This is a genomic window from Bradyrhizobium liaoningense (genome assembly GCF_018130825.1).
GTDB lineage: Bacteria > Pseudomonadota > Alphaproteobacteria > Rhizobiales > Xanthobacteraceae > Bradyrhizobium > Bradyrhizobium liaoningense_B.
Map to the genome: position 1 here is coordinate 218,116 of NZ_JAFCJS010000006.1, position 18,725 is coordinate 236,840.

Below are 18,725 nucleotides of genomic sequence, written 5' to 3' on the forward strand. Positions count from 1 at the left end.
GGCGGGTTGCGGGGTGACGAGTTTTGAACGTCATCCTTACTGCCTCGCGAGTGGTATTCAGGTGCGGCCACGGGCTGGGAATCGGGCAGACGATCGCCTGAACTGAGGGGTGTCGCGTGAGTTCCGTTGCGAGCCTTGAGATGGCTGCGGGATTGTCGGCGCTGTCCGCAATGGACGTCCTTGCGCAGGTGGCGCTTCCAACTCCCGGAATGGATCAATTACAGCGCAGCGGGCGTTCTGTCCCTGGCTGCTTCGACGATAGCCAACGGTGCGGCGGGCCGATGTTCGCCGGAACCGCAGATTCAGCGCAGAAACACATTGAAATCATGTTCAGAGGCGTAGCGGCCTCGTGTTATCCTTGGTCTCCCATGGGGGCCAAAGGGGTCGTCGCTACTACGTCTCGCAGGCCGAATTAACGGAAAGAACGACCGGTGTCGCATTCAGACGAACAGTTGCAGTCCGTGCTGGAAACGCTTGAGGAGTGCCGCAGGGCGCTCAACGAGATGAACAGTCGTGAGTCGGCCGAGCTGCTGTCGATTGTCATCCTCGACGTGCGGATGAAACTCAAAGGAATTGATAGCGCCGATCTCAAGGCGCTGTGCGACGAAATGCTGCGGAACGCCGGAAGCGAACCGCAGCCCCCTTCCAAGCAGACGCAGGACCAGCCCCGGCGTCCGCTGCTCCGCGTGGTGAAGTAGCCACGCCGCCGAGTCTCGCTTTTTGGCGAGGTTTGTGCGCGTCCCGATGCCGCATCTGTGATCACGGACGGCATCGGGAGGAGCCCTGGTTTTGTGCGCCTCTGTTGCGCATTCTCCGGCATCGGCTACACCAGAGCCGGTGCTCCGGGCCGCGCGCATTCACCGCGCGCCGCGCTGGGGCCTGAGATGGCTCCGACTGCATCATGCAAAATGTTTCGATCCCGGCGGCGCTGATTGCCGGCCTCGTCAGCTTCCTCTCCCCTTGCGTCCTGCCGCTGGTTCCGCCCTACCTGATCTATCTCACGGGCGCGACGATCGAGCATGTCGAGAGCGAGGAGCCGGCCTCGGCTTCCAAGCGCGCGATCATGATGTCGGCGCTGCTGTTCGTGCTCGGCTTCTCCACGGTGTTCGTGGCGCTCGGCGCCAGCGCCTCGCTGATCGGCGGGCTGATCCGGGCCTGGTCGGCCGAGCTGTCGATCCTCGCCGGCATCGTCATCATCATCATGGGCCTGCACTTCCTCGGCCTGACGCGCATCGGCCTGTTGATGCGCGAGGGTCGGCTGCCGATCCCAAAACCCGTCGGGCTCTGGGGCGCCTACATCATGGGGCTCGCCTTTGCGTTCGGCTGGACGCCCTGCATCGGTCCGATCCTGGCTGCGATCCTCTCGATCGCCGCGGCCGAGGCCACGGTGACGAAGGGCGCAGGTCTGCTCGCAGTCTATTCGGCCGGCCTCGGCATTCCCTTCCTGATCGCCGCGCTGATGATCGAACAGTTCTCGACGCTGTTCGCGCGCATGAAGGGCCAGCTCGTCAATGTCGAGCGCGCCATGGGCGTGTTGATGGTGATCACCGGCATCGGCTTTCTCACCGGCGCGGTTTCGAATGTGAGCATTTGGCTGCTCGAGACGTTTCCGGCGCTGCAGACGATCGGGTAGGGCGCAACCATCCGGCAGGCGAAGACCGGGTTTTCACGGATGGAACCCGAACGGATCGCCGGTCATGCTCACGCTGCGGAGCGTGCTGGATAACAACCTTTTTAGTCCCGGGACGTTGGAGTTAGGGACAACCACATGGTGGAGATCACGTGACCAAGACACTGCGCTTAGAGCCCCTGTCGAACAACGCGGCTTTGGTCGCCTGGCAATTCGTCGGTCAGCCGTTGCAGGAATGGCCGAGCTGGGTGCAGTCGATCTGTTCGCTTCAGAAGGATGCCGAGGGAAAGTTCGAGCTTCGGCACGAGCGACGCAGCGGCACGCAGATCGTCTATCTCGGCGAGTGGCTCGTGCGGGATCTGGACGGCGGCGTCGACTTTTATACGGACTCCGAGATCTGGGCGCGGTTCGCCGCGAAGCGCTAGCATTCAATCAACAGCGCGTGTTCGGGTGGGGCAAAACGCCTCGCTGATGAAGCTCTCTGCGAAATACAATCTGTGGTAATATTTCGTGTTACTGCACCCAGAGGGGCAATTTTCGAAAACCTATACTGACACGAGTATTTTGGAACAATCGACAGACTTCCTCGCCCCTCTCCCTTTTCAGCATTTCAAGGAGCAAGCGATGGGAACCGACGTGAACGTTCAGCCCGGTCACGGCAAAGCCGGACGTCAGCCGACGCGACAATTTCTGGATACGCTTTCCGGACACGACGATCCGGGCATGTTTGGTCGGATGTTTCCGACCCTCGAGCCGCTCGCGGTCGATGACGGTCCGCTTCATGAACTCGCCGATGCGATGAAGGACCCGGTCCCCGGTGACCCCGCGGGAAACAATGCCAACGTACCCGCAGGCTTTACCTATCTCGGGCAATTCGTCGATCACGACATCACTCTGGATCTGACCTCCTTTGGCGACAAGGAGGCCGACCCGATGGCTGTTGAGAATTTTCGTACACCGGCGCTCGATCTCGACAGCGTGTACGGTCTTGGTCCGGACGGAAGCCGTCACCTCTACGCGCGCAACTCGGCGAGCGACAACGGCAAGACCCCGGGTCCGAAACTCCTGATCGGCAAGACCGTCAACGTCGACAGCATCACGGGAGATCATCGCAACGATCTGCCGCGCAGTCCCGAGGGCTTTGCCCTGATCGGCGATCATCGCAACGACGAGAACCTGCTCGTCGCGCAAACCCATCTTGCGATGCTCAAATTTCACAACAAGGTCTGCGATCAGCTTGCGGCGTCAGGCAAGCCGCCCGGAGAGATATTCGAGGAGGCGCGCCGGATCGTGACCTGGCACTATCAATGGATCGTCCTGCACGATTTTGTCGAGCGGATCACCGAGAAGGGGCTGGTTGCGAAGATTCTGGAGCAGGGGCGGCGCTTCTACCGCTTCAAGAAGACGCCCTATATGCCGGTCGAGTTCTCCGCGGCCGTCTATCGTCTCGGCCACAGCATGGTTCGCCAGGTCTACAGCCACAACAGAATCTTCACGCCCGGGCCGGGCGGCCTTACCCCCGCGACGCTCGACCTGCTGTTCAGGTTTACCGGGCTCTCTGGCGGAATCATCGGAGATCTCGCCCCCAATCCGATCCAGCCGCCGCTTCCTCTTCCGGTGCTTTCGAGCAACTGGATCATCGACTGGCGGCGCTTCTATGCGGTCCTGCCGTCCAATCCGCCGGGTGTGGCGCTGAATTCATCCCGCAAGATCGACCCGTTCGTCGTGCCGCAACTCCACACCTTGCCGGGTGACGGCGGCAGCCTGCCGTTCCGCAACCTCAAGCGCGGCGTGCTGCTGGGATTGCCGTCCGGCCAGGATGTGGCCAAGGCGATGAAGATCAAGAATCCGCTGACGCCGGCCGAAATCTCGAAGGGAAGCGACGGTGCGGTGGCGAAGAAGCATGGCCTGCACGAGCACACCCCGCTCTGGTACTACATCCTCAAGGAGGCGGAGCAGCGCGGCAGCGGTGAAAGGCTGGGGCCGGTCGGCGCGACGTTGCTCGCCGAGGTCTTTGTCGGCCTCGTCCATGGCGATCACCAGTCGTACCTTTGGGTCAAGGGCAAGAACTGGAAGCCGACACTTCCGTCGCAGGTGCCGGGTGAATTCACCATGGCCGACCTGTTGCGCTTCGTCGGGGATATCAGCCCGATCGACGGCATCTCGACCGTCTAGGTGCTTGGCGACACGAGCGAGGCTGGGCCGCGAAGCGGCCCAGTTCGCACAAGCGTAGCTACTCAGTAGTCCCAGAACACCGGCACCCAACGATAGGCGTCGCCATCAACCGCCACCCGGCCCACGGACGGGAACGGCAGGTGGGTGGCGACCAGCATCTCGCCGGTCTCGGCAAGCTCTCGCAGCAGACGGATACGAACGCGCGCCGCTTCTTCGGGGTCGTGTTCGAAACCGTTGTGCCAGTCGGGCTGCTCGAAGCCGACGGCAAACACGGCATCGCCGGCGAATGTCAGCGCGTCACCGCCGGAGGCGATGCGAACCACGCTGTGTCCGGGGGTGTGGCCGCCGGTGCGACGGGCGACGACGCCGGGCGCAATCTCCTGCGTCTCATCGAATGTCCGCAGCTGACTGCCGTACTTCTTCACGAACCGCTTGGCGGTGGCGCGAAGCGCGTCCGGGAATCCCTGCGGCATGTTGGTGTGCGAGAAATCGGGCGCCTCCCAGAACTTGACCTCTGCGGCCGCGACGTGGATACGCAGGTCCTTGCGCAGCCGTTCCTTCACGCCGTCGACGAGCAGGCCGCCGATGTGGTCCATGTGCAGATGGGTCAGCACCAGGTCGGTCACGGACGCAAGATCGATCCCGGCAGCTTCCAGCCGCTTGATCAACTGCCCGGCCCGCGGCAGGTGCAAGTTCGGGTCGGAGCCGAGGCCGGCGTCGATCAGGATGGTCTTGCCACCGCTGCGCACCATGACCGCATTCAGCGCCCAGTCGAACGCGTCCTGCGGCAGGAACATGTCGTGCAGCCAGGCCGCACGCTCGGCCGGGGCGGCGTTGTGCGCCAGCATCGTGGTCGGCAGCGGCAGCACGCCGTCGCTGACCACCAGCACGTCGATGTCGCCGATCTTGAGCGCGTAGCGTGACGGCACGAGCTCTTCGGGGCCCGATGACTGGGGATATGAGGTGTTGTGCAGGTTCATGTTCGTCTCCTGTTTCATGGAAGGCTTCTGGCTGGTCCTGGTTGAACGGTCCGCGCAGCCAGGACGCGCGGCCGCCATCGCTTCGCGCGTCTAGAGATCGGTCACACGTTCCGGATCGGCCGACGCGAGCGCAGCTGCGCGCTCGGCCTTCGGCGGATAGATCCAGACGGTGTTGATCTCCCGCTTCGTCTTCTTGGCGACATCGCCGACCATCTCGACCTTGCGCTCCCAGCCGCGCGTGAACAGCGCGCCGGCTTCGCCGAGGTCGAGGCAGGTGACATAGGGCTTCTGGTGGTAGGGCCTGGTCGGAACGCCGAGCAGCTCGGCGGCGGCATTGTTGCCGGCAAAGGCGCCCATGCGCGTGGCGTGCTGGCACGACATCAGCGCGTAATTGCCCTCGTCGTCGCAGGCGGCCCGCGCGGCATCGCCGGTGGCGAAGACGCCGGCGACACCGGGTACGCGCAGATCGCGATCCACCAGCAGCCGGCCGAAATTGTCGCGCTCGGCAGGAATCTGCGCGGTCAGCGGCGCCGCACGGATGCCGGCGGCCCAGACCACCGTCTCGGTTTCGATGTGCTCGCCGGTCGACAGCGTCACACCGGATCTGTCGAGCGAGGCGACGCAGGCCCCGAGGCGGCTCTCGACGCCGAGCTTGCGCAGCGCATCCTCGATGAGCGGACGGGGGCCTTCACCCATATCGGGAGCGATCGCGCCGTTGCGCTCGACGATGATCACGCGTGCCGTCGAATCCTTGCCGAAGATCTCGCGCAGGCGCGCGGGCAGCTCGGTTGCGGCCTCGATGCCCGTGAAGCCGCCGCCGGCGACGACGACCGTATCGCGTCCGTTGACGGCCGGCCGGTCGGCGAGACCGTGCAGATGCTTGTCAAGCGCGACGGCGTCATCGAGCGAGTCGACGCTGAAACCGTGCTCGGCAAGGCCGGGAATGTCGGGGCGGAACAGGCGGCTGCCGGTTGCGATCACCAGACGGTCGTAGGACAGCGTCTTGCGCGTGTCCCGGGACGTCGTGACCTGCACCGTCCGCGCCTCGGTGTTGACGGTCTCGGCGTTGCCCTGGATGTAGTTGACGTCGATCGCCTTGAGGACGTCGAGCAGCGGCGCCGTCAGCGTTTCCGGCTTCGGCTCGTAGAGCCGCGGGCGAACCACCAGCGTCGGCTCAGGCGCGATCAGCGCGATCTCGAGATCGTCAGGGGAAGCGCCCTGGATGTCGCGCAGGCGGGCGGCGGAGAGGGCGGCATACATGCCGGCAAAGCCGGCGCCGATGATGAGCAGTCGCATGTGGTTCACTCCTAAGTTTGGTGATCGGGACAGACATGCGTCGTCGCGGCCGCCCAAGGTCGGCGGAACCTGCTGCGATCGGCGAAGACGCGAAGAGGTGAGACGGTGGACGCTGCGGCCTTACGGGGCAGTGCAGCTCGGCAGTGACGACAGCAGCGCGGGGCTGCCACAGGCCGCCTGGCAGCCTCTCGGGCTCGATGGCCAGCCGCGCAGGGCGACCGGCACTGAAGCTTTCCTCGGCCAATCATGATTGATCAGGATTGACGTCAGGAGACTGGCGTTCTGCGCCGGCGCCTCTTCGGCCGTCGGCGAGGTGAAACGCACGGTCAGTGAGAGCCCGTACAGGAGCGCCGTTGCGATGGCTTTGCGGCGCGGTGCGATTGCAAGGCGTTTCCAGTCCATTGTTCGTCTCCGTCCGCGTGATCCGTTCCTGCGTTGTTTAGCGAACCAGAAATCCGACTGCCCCAGAGCGATTGCCGTCCCTGTCGCGGGATTGCTGCTACCGCGTCCGTCTGCGCCAATCGCTCGGCGTTTCGCCCGTCAGCTTCTTGAACGCCGCGGCGAAGGCGGTCTGGGTGGAATAGCCGAGCGCGGCGGCGATCGAGACGACCGATTCGTTGCTCTCGCGCAGCATGTTCATGGCCTGCTCGAGCCGGTGCTGGCGCAGCCAGGCGTGCGGCGAGAGTCCGGTGCTCTCCTTGAAGGACCGGCAGAAATGGAAGCGCGACAGACCGGCGTCGGACGCGAGCGCCGAGAGTGAGACGTCAGCGTCGCTGTCGGAGCGCAGGCGTTCGATGGCCCGGCGCAGCACTGAAGGCGAGAGGCCGCCGACGATCGGTTGCGGCGCGGCCGGCACGCCGGCATGGGCGGCGAGCACGCGCGTGGCGAGGAGATCGGTCAGTTGCTGCCTGAACAGCGTGTCGAGCGTGGCGCTGCCTTCGAGCGAGTCGGCTGCGCTCAGCAGCAGGCGGGAGGTGATGCCGTCGGGATGCCCGGTTCTTTCCAGGAGGTCGCCGGGGCTCGCCGTGCTGGCCTCGTCGGCGATGCGCAGCAGCGTTCGCTGCGGAAGATAGAGCTGAACCACATGCATGGACCGGTGAATGTCCCATCGCGAGGTCGATCCGGCCGGAATGATCGTGACGACGCCGGGTCGCGCCGTGCTGATCGCGGCCGATCTTCCGCTGCGCCGCTCCAGCGCCTGTGAGCCGGCGGGATAGGCCATGATGACGTGATCGACCATGGGTTCGACCACGTCGTGCAACGGCTCGTGCTTCCAATAGGCGATGGTGCCGCTCTGGGAATCGGAGGCCATGCGAAGCGGCGTCGTCTTGAGCACGCGCGCCATCTCCGCATCGGCAGCGCGCAGCTCGGAAGTCGCGCCATTGTCCGGCTTCGTAAGGGATGTGGGTGGCAAGCCCTTGGGCGGGGGATTGCGCATGAGTGCGGTGCTCCCGATCATTGTGCGGCTCCTCCTGATCGTCTCAGGTTGCACATCAGTCGTCCGTATTTGTACGGGTCGGGGCGTGTTCTATGCGCGTGACGGAACAGCGTCTTTCCTGAAGCGGCCGTGCTTTGTCCGATCCTGCTCAGGGCAGGTGCGCGTTTTCGCAAACGCACGCCGGGCGGCGTCGCTGTGTTGAACGGACATCGCGCGAAAAGGCGTCAAAAGCCGTTGAAATGGCTTGTGAAAGACCGCTTGCTACGAGGAGCGCGAGCAGGTCGGCACCGCTGCTCGATTGTCGACGACACGCCTCAGCGCGCGGCAAAGTGCCCGAGCGCCTCACGGTCGATCTCGATCCCGAGTCCCGGTCCGTCGGGGACGCGCACGACGCCATTCGCGTGCGCGATCGGCTTTTTCAGGATCGCCTGACGGATCGGATGTTCGGTGCGGTCGAACTCGAGCATCGGCTCCAGCGGTGCGAGCGACGTCGGCGTGTGCGACGGCAGCACGGCGAGGAGCTGGAGCGAGGCTGCGATCGCAATCCCGGTGCCCCAGACATGCGGATTGTAACGGATGCCGAAGGCCTCGCTCATGTCGGCGATCTTCTTGCATTCGGTGAGGCCGCCGGCGGCGCAGGTGTCGGGCTGGGCGATGTCGAGCGCATGCGAGGCGAACAGGTCGCGGAAGCCGAAGCGCGTGAATTCGCATTCGCCGCCGGCGACCGGAATGGACAGCGCGGACTTCACCGCGCGATATCCGGCGATGTCCTCCGGCGGCACCGGCTCCTCGAACCAGCCGATGTCATGACGCTCGATCAGGCGGCCGAGGCGGATCGCCGCGACCGCGTCATAGGCGTGGTTCGCATCCACCATCAGCGCAACATCGGGGCCGATCGCCTCGCGCACCGCGCGCGTGACGGTGGCATCCTCCGCGATGCCGAAGCCGACCTTCAGCTTCACGGCGCGAAAACCTTCCGCGACATAGCCGGCTGCTTCCTCCGGCAGGTATTCGAGCGGATCGCCTGTCTTGCGCCGGTAGAGTCCGGTCGCGTAGGCCTGCACCTCTTGACGCGAAGCGCCGCCGAGAAGCTGATACGCGGGGACACCGAAATGCTTGCCCTTGATGTCCCACAGCGCGATGTCGATGCCGCTCAGGCCCTGGATCACGACGCCCTTCTGGCCGTGATCGCGCAGACGCGCATAGACCGTCTGCCACAACACGTCGGTGCAGAGCGGGTCTTCGCCGATCAGCCACGGCGCGATGGTCTGCACGACGGCCGCCGTGATCCGCGCAGGTCCGTAGCATTCGCCCCAGCCGGTGAGCCCCGCGTCGGTCTCGATCTCGACCAGCATTGCGGTGCGGGTGTCGTACCAGGCGCGCGAATAGGCGAAAGGCTGCGAAAGCTTTGCCTCGAGGATGTGGGTCCGAACGCTCGTGATCTTCATGGGGTCTTCTCCCTTCTCGTTTTCACGCCTGACGTCTCGAACAGCAACGCGCGGATCCAGCGGTGGCCGGGGTCGCGATGGGTGCGATCGTGCCAGGCGGCGATCTTGGCAAAGCCGGGGATGTCCAGCGGCGGCTTGAGCAGCGTCAGACCGTCGATATCGGCGACCAGACGCCGGGGCACGACGGCGATGAGGTCGCTTGCGCGCAGCACTTCGGGGAGAACGAGGAAGCTCGCCACCGACAGGCTGACGCGCCGCCGGTGCCCGAGTTTTGCCAGAGCCGTGTCGGTCGTGCCGGTAAAACTGTCGCCGGCATAGGAGACCAGCGCGTGGTCGAGCGCGCAGAAGCGTTCGAGCGACAGCGTCCTGCGCTTCGCGTCGGGATGATCACGGCGCAGCGCGCAGACATACTGCTCGTCGAACAGGCGGCGGACATGCAGGTCCGGGGGCGTCGTTTCCGGCGTGAGCAGCGCAAGGTCGAGATCGCCGCGCTCGAACTGGCTGCGCAGCCGGTCGTCGTCGATCTGGCGCACCGCTACGCGAATATGCGGGGCGCGTGTTCGCAGCGCTGCGAGGAAGGGGACGACGACGGCCCGCAAGGCATAGTCGGTGGCCGCCAGCGACAGCGTGAAGTTCGCGGCCACAGGCTCGAACGCGCGCGGCCTCAAGAGCGCCTCGACCTCTTGCAGCACCCGCTTGACGGGATCTGCGAGCTCCAATGCGCGCGAGGTCGGCACGATGCCGCGTTGGGTGCGGACGAACAGCGGATCGCCGAAACTGTCGCGCAGGCGCGTCAAGGTTCCGCTCATCGCGGGTTGAGTCAGCGCCAGCCGCGCCGCGGCGCGCGTGACGTTGCGCTCCTCGATCAGCGCATTGAAGGCCTTCAGCAGGTTGAGGTCGAGGGTTCTGATATCGCGCATGCTGATGATCGTGATCGGAAATGGCGATTGGCGCTGTCCGGACGTAACCCCCATCTGTCGGAAAGTCCAATGGCGAGAACGCCAATCCGATCCGAACGAAGGATTTCCCTGCAATGAGCGATATCATCTGGCCCGATCAGTACCTGCCGGGTACGACCGACAACTACGTCTCGAACGAGATCATCGTGAAGGGCCTGCGTGCCGACCAGGTCTGGCAGCAGCTCAACGATACCACGGCCTGGCCGAGCTATTACAGCAACGTCTCGGATATCCGCTTCCACGACGGCAAGGGCTCCGCACTGCGTCTAGGGGCACGCTTCCGCTTCACCACCTTCAGCTTTCCGGTGGAGGCCGAAGTGACCGAGTACGAGCCGCCGGCGCCGGGCAAGCCGGCGCGTGTCGCCTGGCACGGCTGGGTCGAGGGCGATGCCGCGACGCGGCTCGACGTCCACCACGCCTGGCTGATCGAGGATCTCCCCGGCGGCCGCGTCCGCATTCTCACGCAGGAGACCCAGACCGGCCAGCCGGCGAGGGACCTGGCGCAGACCAGGCCCAATCCGATGCTGAACGCCCATCAGGAATGGATCGAGGGGCTCGCCGCCGCGGCGCGTCGCAAGTAGATCGCTACCGCGCCTCGTCCAGCGTGCAAGTCACGGTGCAGACGACGCCGCGCGGCAGGAAGTCGACGGTTGCCTCGCCGCCGAGCTGGTCGCGCGCGCTACGCTCGATCAGGCGCGAGCCGAAGCCGCGCCGCACCGGCGCGGTCACCGGCGGTCCGCCGATCTCGGTCCAGATCAGGCGCAGCCGCGGCTTGGGCGTATCGGCGATGACCTCCCAGTCGAGCGTCACCCGGCCGGTTTCGTTCGACAGCGCGCCGTATTTCGCCGCGTTGGTGGCGATCTCGTGCACGATCATCGACAGCACCACGGCAAGCCGCGGCGACAGCGGCACCGCGGGGCCCGCCATGCGGATGCGGTCCGGACTGCTCAACAGGAACGGCCGAAGCGCACGGGCGATCACGTCCCTCAGCTCCGAGCCCGCCCATTTCTCCTGGCTGAGCAGATTATGTGCCTCGGCGAGCGCGCCGAGCCGTCCCTCGAACTTGGCCCGCTCGTCCCGGCTGGCGCTGCGGAAGGTCTGCACCGCGATCGCCTGCATCAGGGCCAGCGTGTTCTTGACGCGGTGGTTGAGCTCCTCGATCAGGAGATTGTGCAGCATCTCGCCGCGCGCGATCGTGGTTGCCATCCGGACCGCGAAGGTGAGGCCGATCAGCAGCAGGATGCCGCCGATCAGGCTGGTGATCGCGATGTTGCGCCAGAGCGGGGCGATCAACGAGCTCTCGGGGACGCCCGCGGCCACGGTCCATCCCGTGAGCTGAGATCTTGTGTAGGCGGAGGCGAGTGCGACGCCGTCCAGCGAGACCGAGGACAGCGTCGCCTCGGGTGCGCGAAACATTTCCGCGTACAGCGAGGGCGAAGCGCGCTTGCCGAAGTTTTCACCCGGGTTTGGCACGCGGGCAAACACCGTGCCCTTGGTGTCGAGCAGGGACACCGTCCATTGCTGATCGGGCCGCTGCTTCTCGACCAGCTCCTGGAAGATGCTGACCGGCGGGCTGAAGCAGAGGTCGTAGATCACTTCGCCGTTGCGCGATACCGGTACCTCGACCGTCAGAACCTGGCGCCCGTTGATCGCGCCGGTGAACAGGTCGGAATATTGCGGCGTCCTGGTCGCGAACACCTTCTCGACGATAGCGAGATTGCCGCGTGACGGCAGGCTCGCGGTGTCCTCCGTCGACGAGGAGAACAGCAGCCGGCCCTTGCGGTCGGAGATCAGCAACAGGCCGCCCTTGCCGTACTGGTCGAGGAAGCCGAGCGCGATGCGGCGAAAGTTCTGGAAGTCGTCGTTGCGCAGCGAGTTCGTCAGCGCCAGCACCTGCAAGCTGCCGGTCATGCGCTGCACCTCGGAATCCAGCACGAGGCGCATGCTGCGCACGTTCTCCAGCACGCGGCGCGCCGCATCGCTGCGGTCCTGCTTGTAATGGTAGAAGGCGAGGCCGACCGCGAAGACGATCATCGGCAGCGTCGTTCCCGCGACCAGGAGAGCGAGCCGGACCGGCAGGGTGAGCTTTGACAAACGCGGGCGTCCCGATTCCGGCGCGGCGGCGCCGGATTATGATTTTGGCGAGAACCATACGGGCAGGACTTGCGGCGCGCCACGATTTTTGCATGTGGCGAGCGGTCCGAAAGGATTTTGCAGCGCAGTGCGGGAGCCCTGCGCCTCAGCTCATGCCAATCGCGGTCAGTAGCAGACACATGGCGTAGATGACCGCCAGACTGAGCCCGGCGATCCGCGCCTCTCGATGCGGTTTCATGCGGTCAACTCCGGCAGGCGGCCGCCTTCGCGGCGGCCGCTCGTCCGTCAGTCCTGATCAATCGATTTCCTGAACGACGGTCCGTGTACCCGGATCCACCAGCATCACGCGTTCGCCGGAATAGACGTAGCGATATTTCGTCAGCGACGGGCCCCAATCGGCCGGAACCGCTTCGAGCTCGACTTCGCTCGGCACTGTGGCGCCGACGATGATCTTCTCCTTGGTCGTGATCGGGCGCACGCGGTGCTCGGTGACGTAGGATTTGATCTTTGTGCGGTATTCCGGCTCGATCTGAACGACCGCGGCGTGACCGGTTCCGGTCGTGGTCACGGTGGATTGTGCGAATGCGCCGGTCGAGATCAGAATAGCCGCGGCGGAAAGCAGGAACAGTTTCTTCATCTTATCCTCCTCGTAGAAATAAGCGCGGCAACAACCTCCCGCCGCGCGCGACGTTCCCCGAGGATAGGAACAAAATACCATTTTTTCCCGTTTCCAAATCGACCGGACCGAAATCCGGCAATTGGAGGAGGAGACGAGATGAAGTTGAAGATGGCGACTGCAGCACTGATGGTTGCTGCGTTTTCCCTGCCGGCGTTCGCAGCCGACGAGTTCTACGTGGTCCAGGACGTCAAGACCAAGAAGTGCACCATCGTCGACAAGAAGCCGATGGACGCGTCCATGACCGTCGTCAGCCCGTCCGGCACGATCTACAAGACGCGCACCGAAGCCGAGAGCGGCATGAAGACCGTCAAGGTCTGCACATCCAATTGAGGAGGGCATCATGCCAGTACTCATTCTCTGGGCCGTGCCGGCGATCATCGTGATCGGCGGCGGCATCTATCTGATTGGTCATATGCACTAGGTCAGTCGTGGAAGACGCGCGGGTCTGTGCGTGCAGCGCACAGCTCCGCGCGTCTTCCCGTGTCCCAGGGAGTGAGGGGTCGCTGATGCGGCGTGCCGCGCGCCGGCAGGAGTGCGAGTTGCAGTGCAACAGGTCATGCAGGAGCAAGTCCTGCGACGAAGAAGACCTCCAGCGCGCGCGAAATGACTTCCGTCCCGCCGGAGTTTTTCATACGCTCCCTCTCGCAAGCCGCATACCGGCTGCACGCACGGCCCGGCGACGGGGCCGGAGCATCAAAGGGAGGGGAGACGATGAAGCGACGGTCATTTCTCGCTGGTATCGGTGCGACCACTGCGGCGGCCTCGATTGGCATGCCGTCGATCCTCAGGGCGCAGGCGCCGATCACGCTGAACGGCGCTGTGCAATTCAACGACGACCATGCCTTCAATCGGGCGCTGATCCGGTTCGAGGAGCTGGTGAAGAAATATTACGGCAAGCCCGTCAATTTCACGCTGCACAAGAACTCCTCGCTCGGCCTCGAGAAGCAGTATTTCGAGTACATGTCGCAGGGCAAGGCGGTCGATTACGGCATCGTCTCGCCGGCCCACATGTCGACCTTCGCCAAGGCGGCTCCGTTCATCGATGCGCCCTTCGTGTTCAAGGGCATCGAGCACATGAACAAGGTCGTCGAAGCCAACATCCTGGCGCCGATCGCCGACGAGGTCGCGACGAAGGCGGAGGTGGTTCTGATCGGCTATTCCGGCGGCGGCATCCGCAACATCTTCGCCAACAAGCCGCTCAAGAATCTCGCCGATCTCAAAGGCCTCAAGGTTCGCGTGCAGGGCGCCCCGATCTGGTCGAAGACCTTTGCGGCCGTCGGCATGAGCCCGACGGTGATCGCCTATAACGAGATCTACAATGCGATCCAGAACGGCGTGATATCGGCCGGCGAGAACGAGGCGGCCGGCGTCGAGGCGATGAAGTTCTACGAAGTCGCCCCGCATCTCAGCCTCACCCAGCATGCCGTATCGATCCGGCCGATCTGCTTCTCGGTGAAGACGCTGAAGACCTTGCCGAAGGATTTGCAGGACGCGATCATGAAGGCCGGCAAGGAGGCCGGCGACTACGGCCGTCAGCTGGAATCGAGCGAAGAGGTCGTCAAGCTCGATACGCTCGAGAAGGCCGGCAAGCTCAAGCGCGTTCCGTTCGAGGAGCGGGACGCCATGAAGAAGCTCGCCGACCCCGTGATGGCCACCTACGCCAAGGAGATCGGCGCAGAGGGCATCTTCGAGAAGATCAACGTCGCCTGAGCTCGTTGCATCCGCCGACGGCATGTCCGGGCAAGCCCCGCTTCTTGCCCGGCCGTGGTGGATCAGCTGCCGCTGGGAGTCCCAATGTCCGAAATGCCCGTCCCGTCCACACCGTCGCTGTGGCGTCGCATCACGGCGGCCTATGCGAAATTGCTGGAAATCCTGCTCGCGGCCTGCGTCGGCATTATCATCATCCCGGTGACACTGCAGATCATCTCGCGCTACACGCCCTTCATTCCGTCCTACATCTGGACGGAGGAAATGGCGCGCTTCCTGTTCGTCTGGACGATCATGATCGGCGCCATGGTCGGTGTGCGGGAGGCGCAGCATTTCGAGGTCGACGTGTGGCCGGACTTGTCGCGGCGGTCGGAGGCTGCGGTGCGGATTCTCGCGCGGCTCGGGGTGCTGGCGCTGGCGCTGGTGTTCGTGTTCGCCGGCCTGGAGTTCACCCGCTTTGCCTGGAACAGAACTTCGGAGCTGGCCGATCTGCCGCTCTGGCTGATCCACGTCGCCTGGCCCGTGACCGGCGCGACGTGGATCGTCTTTGCGGGCGAACAGATCATCGATGAAATGCGCATTCTGGTCGGGGCACGGCGATGAACGGCAATGTACTCTCGGCCGGACAGGCTGCGATGGTGCTGTTCGGGGTCTTCATCGGCCTGCTCATCGTGCGCGTGCCGGTCGCCTTCGCGCTCGGCCTTGCCTGCGTGCCGATCCTGCTGATCGAGCCGCGTCTGTCCTTGATGACGCTCGCGCAGGAGACCTTCAATGCGTACAATTCATTCATCCTGCTGGCGGTGCCGTTCTTCCTGCTGACGGCGAACCTGATGAGCATCGGCGGCATCACCGACCGCCTGGTGGCGTTGTCGCGCTCGATGGTTGGGCACTGGCCGGGATCCCTGGCGCAGATCAACGTCGTGCTGTCGGTGTTCTTTGCCGGCATCTCGGGCTCGTCCACGGCCGATGCGGCGAGCCAGTCCAAGATCTTCATCGATGCGCAGACCAAGGAGGGCTACGACCTCTCGTTTTCCATCGCCATCACGGCAGTGTCGGCGGTTCTGGCGGTCATCATCCCACCGTCGATCCTGATGATCGTGTGGGGCGGGCTGATCTCGACCTCGATTGCGGCGATGTATCTGGCCGGCATCGTGCCGGGCCTGCTGATCGCGGGCGCGCAGATGGCGACGGTGCACATCTATGCGGTGCGCCGCGGCTACCCGACCTATCCGAAGGCGACCTGGGTCGAGATGCGATGCGCCATCTGGCGGTCGATACCGGCCATGATGACGCCGTTCATCATCGTCGGCGGCATTCTGCTCGGCTGGTTCACCGCGACCGAGTCCGCCTGCGTCGCGGTGCTCTATTCCGTGGCGCTCTCGGCGTTCTTCTACCGCGAGACCGGGCTGCGCGAATTGTACAAGGCCTTGCTCGACACCGGGCGCCTTGCCGGCGTCGCGCTGTTCTGCGTCGGCACCGCAAGTGCGTTTGGCTGGCTGCTCGCCTATTACAGGATCCCGCAGGAGCTGCTGGCCAACGTTTCGACCTGGGGCATGGGCAGCGTCGCGGCCGGCTTTTTCATCGCCTTCTGCTTCCTGGTGGTGGGCTGCTTCCTCGACGCCATCCCGGCCATCATCATCGTCGGCACCGTGCTGGAGCCGCTGGCCAAGTCGGTCGACCTGCATCCGGTCCAGTTCGCGATCATATCGATCGTGTCGCTGGCCTTCGGACTGGTGACGCCACCCTATGGCTTATGCCTGATGATCGCCTGCTCGGTCGCCGGCGTGCGGCTGCGCTATGCGCTGAAGGACACGGTGATCATGCTGATCCCGATGCTGCTCGTACTGGCGGCGCTCATCGTCTGGCCGAGCGTGTCGCTGTTCCTGCCGCGCCTGATCGTGCCGGAGATGCTTAAATAAACGTCCCGCGGCCGAGGCCGCGGGATCGATTGAATAGGTTACAGATTGCTCTCGGTGATCGCGGCATACACCATGCTGCGCAGCTCGCGGCGGAGCGGATAGGCGCTCGACGGCAAAACCTGCGTCATGAAGATGGTGATCAGCTCCTCGGCCGGATCGATCCAGAACGAGGTCGTGGCCGCGCCGCCCCAATTGTATTCGCCGGGGCTGCCGGCGATCAGCGTCTCGGCCGGGCGCATGGTCACGGCGAAGCCGAGGCCGAAGCCGATGCCGTTATAGGTGGCTTCCGAGAACAGCGAACGCGACACCTCCGGCAGCGCGCGGCCGCCGGGAATGTGGTTGGTCGTCATCAGCGCCAGCGTCTTCGGTCCGATCAGCCTGACACCGCCGAGCTCGCCGCCATTGAGCAGCGCGCGGCAGAAGGTGAGATAGTCGGCCGCCGTCGAGCACAATCCGCCGCCGCCGGAGATGAAGGGGGGCGGCGACAGGAACGAGCTCGTCGTCGGATCGTCCTGGAGCGTCAGCCCCTCGCGGCGCTGGCCGGCATGGAAGGTCATGCCGCCGCCCGGGTCCGCCGAATAGCAGGCCGCGAAGCGGTGCGCCTTGGAGGTCGGCACGTGGAAATCGGTGTCGGTCATGCCGAGCGGATCGAGGATGCGTTGTTTCAGGAACTGCTCGAACGGCACGCCTGAGATCTTGCCGATGAGGTAGCCGATCACGTCGGTCGCGACCGAATAGTTCCAGGACTCGCCCGGCGAGAATTCCAGCGGGATTTTCGCCAGCCCCTCGATCATGGTCTGGAGCGTGCCTGATTTCTCGACCTCGCCGATCTTCTCGGTGCGATAGGCGGCATCGACATTGGAACGCTGCTGGAAGCCGTAGGTGAGGCCGGAGGTGTGGCGCAAGAGGTCGACGATCAGCATCGGCCGCGACGGCGGCCGGGTCAGGAAGGAAGGCGCGGTGCCGGCGACGAACACGCCGAGATCCTTCCATTCCGGAATGTATTTGGCTACGGGCTCGTCGATCGCGACGAGGCCTTCCTCGACCAGCATCATGAAGGCGACGCTGGTGAGCGGCTTCGTCATGGAATAGATGCGGTAGATTGTGTCGTCCTTCACCGGCACCTGGCGCTCGACATCGGCGAGGCCCTGCACGGAGCTGTGGGCGATCTTGCCGCGGCGATAGACCAGGAGCTGCGTGCCCGGGAACCGGCCGGCATCGATGTATCGCTTCTTCAGATGCGCATCGACGCGGTCGAGCGCAGCCTTGGACATGCCGACGGATTCGGGCGAGGCGGGGGTGGGGGCAAGCATCAGTTCCTCCGGGCAGTTTCTCGACGACCGTGATAGCCAAATGGCGGGCCCATTCCAAGCCGGTCGCGCTTAACGCGGGGCCGCCGACTGGTGTAGTCTCCAGCCGGGAACGCCTCCAGGGAGCCCGCCCGGGCCAACAAAAAACGCGAGGGCAAACGCACCATGACCCAGTTCAACGAGACCGAACTCACCGAAGCCGTCGTCAAGAGCTTCGACCGGACGCCTGATACGCGCACGAAATTCCTGCTCCAGGAATTGGTGAAGTCGCTGCACGATTACGTGAGCAAGACCGGTCTCACCTTCGAGGAATGGGAATACGCCATCGATTTTCTGACCCGGACGGGGCAGAAATGCACCGACACCCGCCAGGAATTCATCCTGCTGTCGGACGTGCTCGGGGTCTCCATGCTGGTCGACGCCGTCAACCACAGGGATCGCGAGGGGGCGACCCAGACGACGGTGCTCGGACCGTTCTATGTCGGCGAGCACAAGGTGACCGCGCATGGTACCGACATCTCGCCGAACAACCAGACGGGCGAGCGGATGTTCGTGCAGAGCCGCGTCACCGATCTCAAGGGCAAGCCGCTTGCGAACGTTCCCGTCGACGTCTGGCATGCCGACGATGACGGCTTCTACGATTCACAGAAGCCGAATTATGACGAGGTCGGCGCCTCCGCGCGGGCGCGCTTCATCACCGATCATGACGGCCGCTTCTTCTTCCGCACCATTCTGCCGTGCAGCTATCCGATCCCGACCGACGGTCCGGTCGGCGAGATGATCGTGCAGACCAATCGCCACCCGATGCGTCCCGCGCATGTGCACTTCCTGGTCAATGCCAAGGGCTACGAGCCGCTGATCACCCACGTGTTCATGGATGGGGACAAATATCTCGATTCCGACGTGGTGTTCGGTGTCAAGGACGACCTCGTCGCCAAGGTTGAGCCGCGCAACGATCCTGAGATGCCCGACGGCACCAAGGCGAACGGGCGGTGGCATCTGATGAGCTACGAATTCCACCTCAAGCCGGGCGGCGGCATGGCGCCGAAGCCGCTGGGGACGAAGGCGGCGGAGCCGGCGTGATGCGGCC

The 18,725-nt window shown here is 64.5% G+C and carries 19 protein-coding genes; 10 read left to right on the plus strand and 9 right to left on the minus strand.

What is annotated here, in order from left to right; all coding sequences use genetic code 11:
* The first annotated feature begins 431 nt into the window (after positions 1-431).
* The 4 genes from JQ603_RS25860 (at position 432) to JQ603_RS25875 (ending at position 3,805) form a co-directional block, all read left to right on the plus strand.
* Positions 432-698 (plus strand): hypothetical protein, encoded by a 267-nt coding sequence (locus tag JQ603_RS25860; RefSeq protein ID WP_211401495.1) that lies wholly within the window; start codon positions 432-434, stop codon positions 696-698.
* A 203-nt stretch (positions 699-901) separates the two neighbouring features.
* Positions 902-1,633 carry a cytochrome c biogenesis CcdA family protein gene (locus tag JQ603_RS25865; protein ID WP_212343502.1) on the plus strand — a complete coding sequence of 244 codons (732 nt, stop codon included), beginning with the start codon at positions 902-904 and terminating at the stop codon, positions 1,631-1,633.
* Positions 1,634-1,782: 149 nt separating this feature from the next.
* On the plus strand, positions 1,783-2,055 hold the full coding sequence (locus tag JQ603_RS25870) for a hypothetical protein (protein WP_212343503.1): 273 nt from the start codon (positions 1,783-1,785) through the stop codon (positions 2,053-2,055).
* Positions 2,056-2,254: 199 nt separating this feature from the next.
* Positions 2,255-3,805: a peroxidase family protein gene (locus tag JQ603_RS25875; protein WP_212343504.1), complete on the plus strand. Its 1,551-nt coding sequence runs from the start codon at positions 2,255-2,257 to the stop codon at positions 3,803-3,805.
* A gap of 62 nt (positions 3,806-3,867) precedes the next feature.
* On the opposite strand, the gene JQ603_RS25880 is transcribed toward JQ603_RS25875, so the two are convergent.
* From JQ603_RS25880 to JQ603_RS25905, 6 genes are all read right to left on the minus strand, one after another.
* Positions 3,868-4,785, minus strand: a complete 918-nt coding sequence (locus tag JQ603_RS25880) for an MBL fold metallo-hydrolase (protein ID WP_212343869.1) — start codon at positions 4,783-4,785, stop codon at positions 3,868-3,870.
* A gap of 90 nt (positions 4,786-4,875) precedes the next feature.
* Positions 4,876-6,081: an NAD(P)/FAD-dependent oxidoreductase gene (locus tag JQ603_RS25885; protein WP_212343505.1), complete on the minus strand. Its 1,206-nt coding sequence runs from the start codon at positions 6,079-6,081 to the stop codon at positions 4,876-4,878.
* A gap of 120 nt (positions 6,082-6,201) precedes the next feature.
* The gene (locus JQ603_RS25890) at positions 6,202-6,483 is read right to left on the minus strand and encodes a hypothetical protein (RefSeq protein WP_212343506.1); all 282 of its coding nucleotides are present in this window, start codon (positions 6,481-6,483) and stop codon (positions 6,202-6,204) included.
* A 97-nt stretch (positions 6,484-6,580) separates the two neighbouring features.
* Entirely contained in the window at positions 6,581-7,540 is a 960-nt protein-coding gene (locus tag JQ603_RS25895) for a helix-turn-helix domain-containing protein (RefSeq protein WP_212343507.1), read from the minus strand.
* A gap of 293 nt (positions 7,541-7,833) precedes the next feature.
* Complete coding sequence (locus tag JQ603_RS25900; protein ID WP_212343508.1) at positions 7,834-8,967, minus strand: mandelate racemase/muconate lactonizing enzyme family protein; 1,134 nt, start codon at positions 8,965-8,967, stop codon at positions 7,834-7,836.
* Entirely contained in the window at positions 8,964-9,887 is a 924-nt protein-coding gene (locus JQ603_RS25905; protein WP_212343509.1) for a LysR family transcriptional regulator, read from the minus strand. Before JQ603_RS25905 ends, JQ603_RS25900 begins: the two co-directional genes overlap by 4 nt.
* Before the next feature lie 113 nt (positions 9,888-10,000).
* Here JQ603_RS25905 and JQ603_RS25910 point away from each other — a divergent pair, with 113 nt between their 5' ends.
* Complete coding sequence (locus JQ603_RS25910) at positions 10,001-10,507, plus strand: SRPBCC domain-containing protein (RefSeq protein ID WP_212343510.1); 507 nt, start codon at positions 10,001-10,003, stop codon at positions 10,505-10,507.
* 4 nt (positions 10,508-10,511) lie between these two features.
* On the opposite strand, the gene JQ603_RS25915 is transcribed toward JQ603_RS25910, so the two are convergent.
* On the minus strand, positions 10,512-12,020 hold the full coding sequence (locus JQ603_RS25915; RefSeq protein WP_212343511.1) for a sensor histidine kinase: 1,509 nt from the start codon (positions 12,018-12,020) through the stop codon (positions 10,512-10,514).
* Positions 12,021-12,315: 295 nt separating this feature from the next.
* A complete protein-coding gene (locus tag JQ603_RS25920) occupies positions 12,316-12,657 on the minus strand; it encodes a DUF1236 domain-containing protein (protein WP_212343512.1) in 342 nt (113 codons plus the stop codon).
* Between the two features lie 138 nt (positions 12,658-12,795).
* Between JQ603_RS25920 and JQ603_RS25925 the strand changes: the two genes are divergently transcribed.
* The 4 genes from JQ603_RS25925 (at position 12,796) to JQ603_RS25940 (ending at position 16,325) form a co-directional block, all read left to right on the plus strand.
* On the plus strand, positions 12,796-13,029 hold the full coding sequence (locus tag JQ603_RS25925) for a hypothetical protein (RefSeq protein WP_212343513.1): 234 nt from the start codon (positions 12,796-12,798) through the stop codon (positions 13,027-13,029).
* Positions 13,030-13,410: 381 nt separating this feature from the next.
* Complete coding sequence (locus tag JQ603_RS25930) at positions 13,411-14,409, plus strand: TRAP transporter substrate-binding protein (RefSeq protein WP_212343514.1); 999 nt, start codon at positions 13,411-13,413, stop codon at positions 14,407-14,409.
* Between the two features lie 84 nt (positions 14,410-14,493).
* Positions 14,494-15,009, plus strand: a complete 516-nt coding sequence (locus JQ603_RS25935) for a TRAP transporter small permease (protein ID WP_212343515.1) — start codon at positions 14,494-14,496, stop codon at positions 15,007-15,009.
* Positions 15,006-16,325, plus strand: a complete 1,320-nt coding sequence (locus JQ603_RS25940; protein ID WP_212343516.1) for a TRAP transporter large permease — start codon at positions 15,006-15,008, stop codon at positions 16,323-16,325. The genes JQ603_RS25935 and JQ603_RS25940 overlap by 4 nt, the downstream gene beginning before the upstream one ends.
* A gap of 38 nt (positions 16,326-16,363) precedes the next feature.
* Here the strand turns inward: JQ603_RS25940 and JQ603_RS25945 are convergent, their stop codons facing one another.
* On the minus strand, positions 16,364-17,638 hold the full coding sequence (locus tag JQ603_RS25945) for a serine hydrolase domain-containing protein (RefSeq protein WP_212343517.1): 1,275 nt from the start codon (positions 17,636-17,638) through the stop codon (positions 16,364-16,366).
* Positions 17,639-17,800: 162 nt separating this feature from the next.
* Here JQ603_RS25945 and JQ603_RS25950 point away from each other — a divergent pair, with 162 nt between their 5' ends.
* Positions 17,801-18,718: a dioxygenase gene (locus JQ603_RS25950; RefSeq protein ID WP_212343518.1), complete on the plus strand. Its 918-nt coding sequence runs from the start codon at positions 17,801-17,803 to the stop codon at positions 18,716-18,718.
* The last annotated feature ends 7 nt before the right edge of the window (positions 18,719-18,725 follow it).